Source organism: Pseudomonas sp. BJa5 (assembly GCF_030272875.2).
Taxonomy (GTDB): Bacteria; Pseudomonadota; Gammaproteobacteria; order Pseudomonadales; family Pseudomonadaceae; genus Aquipseudomonas.
This window is the reverse complement of record NZ_JALRNG020000072.1, coordinates 1-11,334: the sequence shown is the minus strand read 5'-3', so window position 1 is coordinate 11,334 and position 11,334 is coordinate 1. Positions and strand designations below refer to the sequence as shown.

The 11,334-nt window shown below is 62.4% G+C and carries 5 protein-coding genes; 2 read left to right on the top strand and 3 right to left on the bottom strand.

Features of this window, described 5'->3' with window-relative positions; translation table 11 throughout:
- Positions 1-346: 346 nt before the first annotated feature.
- A complete protein-coding gene (locus tag M2D63_RS25270) occupies positions 347-1,039 on the bottom strand; it encodes a GntR family transcriptional regulator (protein ID WP_285865828.1) in 693 nt (230 codons plus the stop codon).
- A gap of 335 nt (positions 1,040-1,374) precedes the next feature.
- Here M2D63_RS25270 and lapG point away from each other — a divergent pair, with 335 nt between their 5' ends.
- Complete coding sequence (gene lapG, locus M2D63_RS25265) at positions 1,375-2,037, top strand: cysteine protease LapG (RefSeq protein ID WP_405310921.1); 663 nt, start codon at positions 1,375-1,377, stop codon at positions 2,035-2,037.
- Positions 2,038-2,047: 10 nt separating this feature from the next.
- The gene (gene lapD / locus M2D63_RS25260; protein WP_285865826.1) at positions 2,048-3,994 is read left to right on the top strand and encodes a cyclic di-GMP receptor LapD; all 1,947 of its coding nucleotides are present in this window, start codon (positions 2,048-2,050) and stop codon (positions 3,992-3,994) included.
- A 36-nt stretch (positions 3,995-4,030) separates the two neighbouring features.
- Here lapD and M2D63_RS25255 read toward each other — a convergent pair whose 3' ends face one another.
- Positions 4,031-4,369 (bottom strand): tryptophan synthase subunit beta, encoded by a 339-nt coding sequence (locus tag M2D63_RS25255; RefSeq protein ID WP_285865825.1) that lies wholly within the window; start codon positions 4,367-4,369, stop codon positions 4,031-4,033.
- Positions 4,370-4,527: 158 nt separating this feature from the next.
- The coding region (locus M2D63_RS25250) for an immunoglobulin-like domain-containing protein (protein WP_285865824.1) at positions 4,528-11,334 on the bottom strand (6,807 nt) is incomplete at its 5' end.

Sequence of the window (11,334 nt, the reverse complement as noted above, 5' to 3'; positions counted from 1 at the left end):
TCGCCGATGGTAGTGTGGGGTTTCCCCATGTGAGAGTAGGTCATCGTCAAGATTAAATTCCGAAACCCCTATCTGCGCAGGCAGGTAGGGGTTTTGTCTTTCTGGCCCCCTGTGGGAGCGGCGGTGCGGCGATCCGACTTGCCCCGCGATGCGATGTATCCTGCAGACCGCGATCGCGGGGCAAGCCCGCTCCTACAAGCTGACCGATGCACTTGTGGTCCTCCAGGAGGCCGCTGGCATCGAATGCTGCGTTTGGGACCAATGGTCGCCTGAATCTGCCACCAGAACCCGCACAGCGGCTTCCTGCTGGCCCTGGCCAGCAGGAGAGGAGGGGAAACGCTCGGAATTACCCTTGTGGTCGACTGCTCAGGTAGGCCCTGATGGTTCTCTGCGCCGAGTTCAGGTGGCGTTCAAGAATCCTGATGGCGTCGTCGATGGATTTGTCATTGGCTGCGTCCACCAGGCCGTTGTGGTCATCCTGGGTCAGCTTGCCCAAGCCCATGGACGAGAGGTGGAAGCGCAGGAAGCGTTCTTCTTCGTTCAGCTCGATTTCAATCAGGTGCAACAGCTTCTTGTTGGACGCCTTGCTGTACAGGCTCATGTGAAACAGCCGGTTCAGGCGGCCGATTTCAGAATGCCGGGTTTCGTTTTCGAGCTGGGCGATGTAGCTGCGAGCCAGGGCGATGTCGTCGGCATCGAGCAGGGGGATCGACTGGCGCAGTGCCTCCGACTCCAGGATCACCCGCAGGGCGTAGGTATCCATGGCATCTTCGCCAATCAGAGGCGCGACCACGGCGCCCTTGTGGGCCACCACCTGCAATAACGATTGCGCCTCGAGCTGACGCAGGGCTTCACGCACCGGCATGCGGCTGACGCCGAACAGCGTGGCCAGTTCCTGCTGCCGCAGGGCTCGCCCGGGAGGCAGGCGACCATCGAGGATAGCGCTGCGCAACCGCTCTTCAATCACACTACGAGCCAGGTGCGGTGGTACTTGCTCGCCGCCCAGTATTTCGCTCAAGGATCGGGGTTTGTCGGTCACGCTGTGTTCTGCCCTGTTGTCGGTGTGTGATATGGATTGGATCCAATCAAACTAGTTAGAGGTCCGGTGCTTGTCAAACCGCATGGTCGAGCGCCCGGAATCAGCCGGCTGGCAGCGGGCGCGGCGGTACTTGCTATCGTGAATGAAGTTTTTCTCCAAGGGAAGTCGGCCCGACATAGTGGTCGGACGAGGTGCTGTTGGAGAAAAGCCGGGTCGATAGTGCCGTGATTGTAAGGTGCCATTGTTTTTTCATGGGCAAGGCCGCACCATCGGTGCTTTTCCACGGGGCTGCACGGGTTTTCGCATTGGCGATACGTTGGGCTGTTCACTTGACCATGCGCCGGCTTGGCCTTGCCGTGGTGCTCGGCTGCCTGCTGATGGGCGGGCTGCACGCCGACTGGGACTTTTCCCAGATCAGTCGCAAAGCCCAGTCCCTGTATGGGCCGCTGGGCCCGGGGCAAGCGCGTATCGATGCCTGGCAGAACCTGCTGACGACACAAAAGCAGGGCAGCGACCTCGAGCAGCTCAAGCGGGTGAACCAGTTCTTCAACCACCAGCTGCGCTATGTCGAGGATATCGACCTGTGGCGCGAGGTCGATTACTGGTCAACCCCCATACAGGCACTGATCAAAGGCGCGGGCGACTGCGAGGACTATGCTATCGCCAAGTATTTCAGCCTGCGGCGCATGGGGATGCCGGCGGACAAGTTGCGCATCACCTACGTCAAGGCGTTGCGCCAGAATCGGGCACACATGGTCCTGACCTATTACGCGAGCCCCAATGCCATGCCGCTGGTGCTCGACAGCCTGATGGATGCGATCAAACCCGCCAACGAGCGTACCGACCTGATACCTGTCTATGCCTTCAACGGTGAAGGCCTGTGGCTGACCGGTGCCGGTGGTAACAAAAAGGTCGGCGACACCAAACGCTTGTCGCGCTGGCAGGATCTACTGAAAAAGATGCAGGCCGAAGGTTTCCCGGCCGAGCCGGTTTACTAAAGGAGGACAGATGTCACTGTTCAAACAATTGCTGCTTGCCATCTGCCTGTTCCTGGTAGTCGCCTTCACGGGCAGCTTCATGGTCAGCCTGGAGAGTTCGCGCAGCCAGTACGTCAATCAGTTGCGCTCCCACGCCCAGGACGCGGCTACCGCGCTGGCATTGTCGCTGACGCCCAACATTGATGATCCGGCGATGGTCGAGCTGATGGTCAGCTCGATTTTCGACAGTGGATATTATTCGAGCATCAAGGTCATCGACCTGGGTTCCAACGCGGTGCTGGTGGAGCGTCACGCCGAGGCACAGGCCAATGGCGTGCCGGCCTGGTTCATTCGCCTGATCGGCCTTGAGGCCGCCGGTGGCGACGCCATCGTCAGCCGCGGCTGGCAGCAGGCGGCGCGGGTCGAAGTGGTCAGCCATCCGATGTTCGCCCTGGCCAAGCTGTGGCAAAGCGCCCTGGGCAGTCTGGGCTGGCTGTTGCTGTGCGGGGCCTTGAGCGCAGTGCTCGGTGCCTTGTTGCTGCGCCGTCAACTCAAGCCCCTGGACTACATGGTGGCGCAGTCCCACGCCATTGCTCGCCGCGAGTTCCTCAGCCTGCCCGATTTGCCCAGGACCCCAGAGCTGCGCCGGGTGGTGCAGGCCATGAACCAGATGGTCGAGAAGCTCAAGGCCTTGTTCAAGGAGCAGGCCGAGCGCAGCGAAAAACTGCGCACAGAGTCGTACCAGGACAGCCTCACGGGCCTGGCCAACCGACGCTTTTTCGAGATGCAGCTCAATGCCCAGGTCAGCAATATCGAAGAGGCCCGGCCAGGCTACCTGTTGCTGCTGAGGGTCAAGGATCTCGCCGGGCTCAACCAGCGCCTGGGTGGACAGCGTACCGACCAGTTGCTCCAAGCGGTCGGCCAGCAGCTGCAGCGCACCTGCGCCAACTACCCGGAAACCAATAACCTCATCACCCGCAGCCGCGGCGGTGAGTTCGCCGTACTGGCGCCGGGCCTGGTGCACGAAGAGGCGGTGCAGCTGGCCCAGGCCCTGGAGGTCACCCTGCAGAGCCTGGCCGATACCGGGGCCACCGATGTCACCCCGGTGGCCTGTATCGGCATGGCGCCCTACAGCCCGGGCGACGCGCCGCAGGCGTTGTTGAAGCTGGCCGACGAGGCCCTGGCCCGGGCCGAGAGCCAGGTCGAGCCGGGCTGGGTGTGCCTGGAGCAAGGCACGGCGCCGCAGGCGGGCGATACCCACCATGCCTGGCACACCTTGCTCGACGAGGCCCTGCAGCAAGGGCGCTTCCAGCTGTTCTTCCAGCCGGTGGTGGCCTGTGATGCGCCCGAGCAAGTGCTGCACTACAAGGTGATCTCACGGGTCCTCGACGCCAATGGCCAGGCCATTGCCGCCGGCCGCTTCCTGCCCTGGCTGGAGCGCTTTGGCTGGTCGGCGCGGCTCGATGTGCTGATGCTCGAGCAAGTGCTCAAGCACCTGCAGGGCCACGGTGAGGCATTGGCCCTGAACCTGTCGGCGGCGACCCTGGCTGACGACAAGGCGCTGCAGCGGGTATATGAACTGCTTGGCCAGCATTCGGCGCTGGGGCCACGCCTGACCCTGGAAATCGGTGAAGAGCAATTGCCCGACCAGGCTGCGCTGGAACACCTGACCCGTCGCCTGCACGCCCTGGGCTTCAGCCTGAGCCTGCAGCGCTTTGGCGGACGCTTCAGCATGATCGGCAACCTGGCGCACCTGGGCCTGGCCTACCTGAAGATTGACGGCAGCTACATTCGCGCCATTGACCAGGAACGCCACAAGCGTCTGTTCATCGAAGCCATCCAGCGTGCCGCGCACAGCATCGACCTGCCGCTGATTGCCGAGCGGGTGGAAACCGAAGGGGAGCTCAAGGTGCTGCGCGAGATGGGCATCCAGGGCGTGCAGGGGCGGCTGGTCGGTGAGCCGGCACCCTGGCGCTGACACACACCGAGCGGGCCTTGCGCAGGCCCGCAGTGATCAGATCAGGCCGCTGTCGCTTTCGTCGATCAGGTTGTTCAGCCCACCCAGGGCCTCACGGGCGCTGGAACGGCTGAGCAGCTTGGCCTGGGCGCCGGCCGGCAGGTCGGTGATGCTGATCACCCCTTTGCTGGTCAGCACTTCGATCAAGTCTTCGAGCACCCGGATCATGTCCAGGTCGCTTTGCTTGAGCTGCTTGAGGCTGTTCTCGACCACGTCGTCGGCGAACCATTCCTGAACTTCGGCGTGGTCGGCCGGCAACTCCTCCGTGTACCCGTCAAAGGCGGCGGCCTCTACCCGGCGCAACTGGCCCTGTGCATCGCGTTGCACGTAGAACATGGAGTATCCCTCGTCAAATTGAGTCCGTATCCGCAGTCAGCAGCATAGGCCAAGCACACCGGGCTGTGGGCCCGGCGAGCGAGTATGCAGTGTGAATACGGCACTGGGAAAGCCCGGCGCACCCTGCAGCCGGTGTTTGGCTGCAGGGTGCGGGAGCATCAGCTGTTGGAATGGTCGATCTTGATGGTCGGGTCGGCGCCGGTCACCAGCGAGTTGATCGTGGTGTTGGACCAGTTGACCCCTTCCAGCTTGATCGTCACATCGGCGTTGGCCAGGCCACCGGCGCTGTTGAGCTTGCCTTCGGAGCTGACCTGCAGGGTCGACTCGCCGTTGACCGTGGTGATCTTCAGGAAGTTGTCGATGGTGCTGGCCTTCTCGCCCTGGAGCAGATCGCTCAGGTCCAGACGGTCACCTTCGGCAGGTTTGAAGTCCTTGATCACGTCCTTGCCGGTGTCGCCGGCCTTCCACACGAAGGTGTCGGCGCCGCTGCCACCGGTGAGGATATCGTCACCCTTGCCGCCCATGAGGATGTCGTTGCCCTCACCGCCGAGCAGGGTGTCGATGCCTTCGCCGCCAATCAGGGTGTCGTTGCCTTCACCACCGATCAGGGTATCAATGCCGGCACCGCCGAGCAGGATGTCATTGCCCTTGCCGCCATCGAGGTAGTCGTCGCCACCCTGGCCGAAGAGAATGTCATTGCCGTCGCCGCCCAGCAGGGTATCGGCACCGTCGTTGCTGCGCGATACATCGAACTCGCTGACGTGCTCGGTGATGTACTGGTGCAGCACACGACCGTCGACAGTTTCCAGGCCCACACCCAGCTTGCCGGCGACATAGGCCTGCATTGCTTCGACACCGTTGCCGGCGATCCCGTCGAAACTGACCAGGTCACCGAACAGGATGTCGTTGCCGTCGCCACCGCCGACCGCATCGTTACCCGGCTTGGTGGCCTCGGTATGACCGAGGATCGCCTCGGCCAGCTTGCTCGGGTCGATGTTGGTCTGCGGCTTGCCGTCGGTGTCGTATGGCTTCAGGTTGTTGGCGTTGACGGCGCCATTGAGACCGATCGCCTCGACGCTCGACAGGTTGGCCAGCAACAGGAACGCCTCCTTGGCGTTGACCGCGGCCCAATAGGAACCGGAGTCCGTAACCGACAACTCATAGGTGCCGTCGCCTTGTGCATTCAGCTTGCCGGAGGCGTTGGAGTCGGTGCGCCACGAATTGCCGACGCGGTACTCGGCCGTGAGGTAGCCGGACTGGCTGATGCTGATCCGGTTGTTGGCCCCCACCATCTCATAGTTGATGACATCGCCCAGTTTGTAGTTCAGGCGGCTCAGCTCGCCATCCATGGTGTAGCTGGAGTTCCTGAACGTCGGGTTGGTCCGTTCGTTCGTCTGATAGACGTTAGGCTCGCCATCGGTGATGAAGAACGTCTGGTTGCTACCCTTGTTGCCGGCATTCTCGAGGTTCTGGAACCAGTTGGCGGTGGTTTTGAACGCATCCTCGTAGTTGGTGCTGCCACCGGCCTTGAGCTTGTCCAGCGCCGCTTGCAGCGTGGCCATCGCATTCTTGTCGGCGAGGTCGACCGAGACGGTAACGTTGACCTTCTCGGAGAAGTCCACCAACAGGATGTTCACCGTACCGGAGCCAGCGCCCTTGACGCTATTGGCCAGGGTCTTGAACACCGACTCCAGGGACTTCCTCGCCGCGTTGACGCCGGAGTTCTCCATGCTGCCCGAGGTATCGACGATGAACGCCAGGTTGTAGTCCTGCCCCGGTACGACGTGCAGGCCGTTGACGTCCGCAACGATGATGTCGTTTTCGGTGCCCAGGGTCTTGGTGTCGTTCTCGGCCGTCAGGTTTCCGGTGTTGTAGCTATCCGGGTAAATGGTGACCTTGATGAAGTCCTGGGCGGAGCTAGTGCTGCCATTGGCCTTCTCGGTGGCCGTCGAGGTCACGGTGATGGTGAACGAATCGTGATAGTAGGCTGGCGGCTTGACGCTCAGGCTGTTCAGGTTCCAGCCCGTGACATCGACCTCACCCGCGCCAACCGTGACGGTACGGCCATTGCCATCGCTCAGCACCGATCCTTCCGGAATGCCGCCCAGCTTGACGCTGAGGGTTTCGGAGCCGTCCCGGTCAACCAGCTGGGTGGAAATGCCCACCAGCTTGATGGTGGAGTTTTCCGCGCCTTCATTGAGCTTGTAGCCCTGGTAGTAGCCTTCGCCGTCGCTGCCGTGCAACTCGCCGACGGTTACGCCGGCGTTGACCAGGTCATTGACGCTCGGGTACATCGGGATGTTGGCGTTGTTCAGGTCGACAGGCGTGCTGCCGTTGACCGACAGGTTGACGTCGAAACTGCCCGGGCCGCTCTGGTTGGCGTGGTAGATGTCCAGGGTGTAGTAGCCGCTGATGGTCGGCGTGAACGAGCCACTGATACCACCTCCCGCGCCCCAGGTGGCGCCGGCCACGTTCTTGCCGCCGATGGTGATCAGCAGGCTGTCGTCACCCACACCGCTGAAGGTGTAAGTCTTGCCGGCTTCCAGGAAGATCAGGCCAGACGTCTTCGAACCCGTGCCGCCCACCACGTTGCCGTCGGACTTGGCATCGGTGACAACGGTGCTGCCGTTGGGCCGGCCGGAGTTGTTGAAGACGTTCTTCAGCGCATCGCCGGTGATGCCGTTGCCGTTGGTACCCAAGCCGCTCAGGCTGTTCCAGGTTTCCTTGAGCAGGCCGACCGAGTTGACGTTGTTGCTGCCGATGCTCAGGTCAGGCTTGTCGGCAACCGGGGTGATATCGACCTTCAGGGTCGCTTCATTGCCCAGGCCCTGGCCGTCGGTAGGCTTGAACTTGATCTGCGCGTAATCGGCCTCTTTGTTGCCCACGCCGCTGCCGCCGTAGCCGTTGATGCCCGATTCATTGAGGTCGGGGACGAACTTCAGCTTGCCGGCATCGATGTCAGCCTTGGTGAAGACCTTGCCGGCATCGGCCGCAGTCAGGGTTTTCCAGACGTTGCCGTCCTTGTACTGCAGCACGCCATCGGCAGGTAGCTGGGTGATGGTCAGGCCAAGGCTGGCCGCCGGGGTATCGGCATCGCTGATGCCGAAGTCGGCCCAGGTCAGTACCAGGTCGTTGTCTTCGTTGCCGGTCACGGCGCCGCCAGCGGCAACGGGTGCTTCGTTGCTCTGGATGGTAGTGGTGACGCTGCCAGCGCTGCCGCTGACCACCAGATTCTCGAAGTTGCCGCCGGTGGCCGAGCTGATCCGCACGGTGAAGTTCTCGGCACCTTCGGCAATACCGTCACGGATGATCGGGACGTTGAAGCTGGCCGAACTGGTGTTTGCCTTGATCACCACGGTGGTTACACCGGTGTAGTCCTGGCCGTTGGCGGCAGTGCCGGAGTAGGTCAGGGTGATGGTGACGTCGGTTTCCGCCGGATTGGTCAGCGTCAGGGTGTAGGTCGCCGTCTCACCTTCGGCAACCGCCGTGGTGCCACTGATGCTGATCGTGGTGTCGTTGAGGGTGTCGGACACATGGGTGACCGCCGGCGTATCGCTGATGTTCAGTTGCTCGAAGTTGCCGCCGGTGGCGCCAGTGATGGTCACACTGACGTCCTCGGCATCGAGATAGACATCATCCTTCGGTGCGGGAACGGTGATGCTGGCGCTGGTCGCATCCTTGGCAATGGTGATGGTGCTGCCATTGCTCAGGGTCACGGTCACCGCGGTACCCGCCGGATTGCTCAGGGTAGCGGTGTAGGTGATCTGGCCACCTTCCTGCACCGATGGTGTCGCGGTCAGGGTCAGACCGGTCGGGTCGATGGTATCGGTGACCTTGGTCACGGCGGCGGAACCGTCGACGGCCAGGCTTTCGAAGTCACCACCGGTGGTGCCGGTGATGGTCGCTTCGACCTGACCAGCGTCGATGTACACATCGTCGTCCGGTGCCGCCACGGTCACGCTGCCGCTGGTTTCGCCCGCCGCAATGGTGATGGACTCACCGTTGCTGAGGGTGATGGTCATGGCGGTGCCAGCCGGATTGGTCAGGGTGGCGGTGTAGGTGATTTCGCCACCTTCGTTGACCGACGGGGTGGCGGTCAGCTTCAGGCCGGTGGTGTCTTCAGTCCCCGGACCATCGGTGACGGTCACGCTGGTTTCACCGGAAGCCATCAGGTCTTCGTAATTACCGCCCGAGACGTCCTTGATGGCGTTGGTCAGATCCAGGTTGGTGCTGTGCACGTTATCCGGCGCAGTGAACTGCACGGTACCAGTGCTCTGACCGACCGCGATGACGATCTGCTGGCCATTGGTCAGGTTGATCACCAGCGGCGTGCCGGTCACCGGGGCGCTGACGGTGGCGGTGTAGGTAATCACACCACCTTCACCGATGGTGCTGACGTCGGCGGTCAATTTGACGGTCGACGGGTCGAGGGTGTCGTTGACCTCGGTAACAGCCGGGGTGTTATCCACCGCCAGGTTCTCGAAGTCACCGCCACTGGTGCCGGTGATGGTCGCTGCGACCTGACCGGCGTCGATGTACACGTCGTCATCCGGTGCCGCGACAGTCACGCTGCCGCTGGTTTCGCCCGCCGCAATGGTGATGGATTCACCGTTGCTGAGGGTGATGGTCATGGTCGTGCCAGCCGGGTTGGTCAGCGTCGCGGTGTAGGTGATCTCGCCACCTTCGTTGACCGACGGGGTCGCGGTCAGCTTCAGGCCGGTGGTGTCTTCGGTACCTGGGCCGTCAGTAACTGTGACGGTGGTCTCGCCGGAAGCGGTCAGCTCCTCGTAGTTGCCGCCCGAAACGTCCTTGATGGCGTTGGTCAGATCGAGGTTGGTGCTGTGCACGTTGTCTGGCGCAGTGAACTGCACGGTACCCGTGCTCTGACCGACCGCGATGACGATCTGCTGGCCATTGGTCAGGTTGATCACCAGCGGCGTGCCGGTCACCGGGGCGCTGACGGTAGCGGTGTAGGTGATGACGCCACCTTCGCCGATGGTGCTGACATCGGCAGTGAGTTTCACCGTCGATGGATCGATGGTGTCGTTGACCTCGGTAACCGCTGGAGTGTTATCCACCGCCAGGTTCTCGAAGTCGCCGCCACTGGTGCCGGTGATAGTCGCTTCGACCTGACCAGCATCGATATAGACGTCGTCGTCCGGCGCCGCCACGGTGACGCTGCCCGAAGTCTCACCCGCCGCGATGGTGATCGATTCACCATTGCTGAGGGTGATGGTCATGGCGGTGCCAGCCGGGTTGGTCAGCGTCGCGGTGTAGGTGATTTCACCGCCTTCGTTGACCGATGGGGTGGCGGTCAGCTTCAGGCCGGTGGTGTCTTCAGTGCCCGGACCATCGGTGACGGTGACGGTGGTTTCACCGGAAGCCGTCAGGTCTTCGTAATTACCGCCCGAGACGTCCTTGATGGCGTTGGTCAGCTCCAGGTTGGTGCTGTGCACGTTATCCGGCGCAGTGAACTGCACGGTACCAGTGCTCTGACCGACCGCGATGACGATCTGCTGGCCATTGGTCAGGTTGATCACCAGCGGCGTGCCGGTCACCGGGGCGCTGACGGTGGCGGTGTAGGTAATCACACCACCTTCACCGATGGTGCTGACGTCGGCGGTCAACTTGACGGTCGACGGATCGAGGGTGTCGTTGACCTCGGTGACCGCTGGAGTGTTATCCACCGCCAGGTTTTCGAAGTCGCCACCGGACGTACCGGTGATGCTCGCTTCGACCTGGCCGGCATCGATGTACACGTCGTCGTCCGGTGCCGCCACAGTCACGCTGCCCGAAGTCTCACCGGCCGCAATGGTGATGGACTCGCCATTGCTCAGGGTGATGGTCATGGCGGTGCCAGCCGGGTTGGTCAGGGTGGCGGTGTAGGTGATTTCGCCACCTTCGTTGACCGACGGGGTCGCGGTCAGCTTCAGGCCGGTGGTGTCTTCAGTACCTGGACCGTCAGTGACGGTCACAGTGGTGGTGCCCGAGGCAGTCAGCTCCTCGTAGTTACCACCCGAAACGTCCTTGATCGCGTTGGTCAGATCCAGGTTGGTGCTGTGCACGTTATCCGGCGCAGTGAACTGCACGGTACCAGTGCTCTGACCGACGCCGATAACGATCTGCTGGCCATTGGTGAGGTTGATTACCAGCGGCGTGCCGGTCACCGGGGCGCTGACGGTAGCGGTGTAGGTGATCACGCCACCTTCGCCGATGGTGCTGACATCGGCGGTCAACTTGACGGTCGACGGGTCGATGGTGTCGTTGACTTCAGTCACAGCCGCCGACGGGTCGACGTTGAGGTTTTCGAAGTCGCCACCGGAGGTGCCGGTGATAGTCGCTTCGACCTGGCCAGCGTCGATATAGACGTCATCGTCCGGAGCAGCCACGGTAACGCTGCCCGAAGTCTCACCGGCCGCGATGGTGATGCTTTCACCATTGCTGAGGGTGATGGTCATGGCGGTGCCGGCCGGGTTGGTCAGCGTCGCGGTGTAGGTGATTTCGCCACCTTCGTTGACCGACGGGGTGGCGGTCAGCTTCAGGCCGGTAGTGTCTTCAGTGCCTGGACCGTCGGTAACGGTCACAGTGGTGGTGCCCGAGGCAGTCAGGTCCTCGTAGTTACCGCCACTGACGTCCTTGATGCTGTTGGTCAGGTCGAGGTTGGTGCTGTGCACGTTGTCTGGCGCGGTGAACTGCACGGTGCCAGTGCTCTGACCGACGCCAATGACGATCTGCTGGCCATTGGTCAGGTTGATTACCAGCGGCGTGCCAGTCACTGGCGCGCTGACAGTGGCGGTGTAGGTGATCACGCCACCTTCGCCGATGGTGCTGACATCGGCGGTCAATTTGACGGTCGACGGATCGAGGGTGTCGTTGACTTCAGTCACAGCCGCCGACGGGTCGACGTTGAGGTTTTCGAAGTCGCCACCGGACGTGCCGGTGATGGTCGCTTCGACCTGACCGGC

What these genes read in the sequence shown, in the direction of transcription:
- lapG (WP_405310921.1), top strand. Translation starts at nt 1,375, where the DNA reads ATGCGCCGGCTTGGCCTTGCCGTGGTGCTCGGCTGCCTGCTGATGGGC.
- lapD (WP_285865826.1), top strand. Translation starts at nt 2,048, where the DNA reads ATGTCACTGTTCAAACAATTGCTGCTTGCCATCTGCCTGTTCCTGGTA.
- M2D63_RS25255 (WP_285865825.1), bottom strand. Translation starts at nt 4,369, where the DNA reads ATGTTCTACGTGCAACGCGATGCACAGGGCCAGTTGCGCCGGGTAGAG.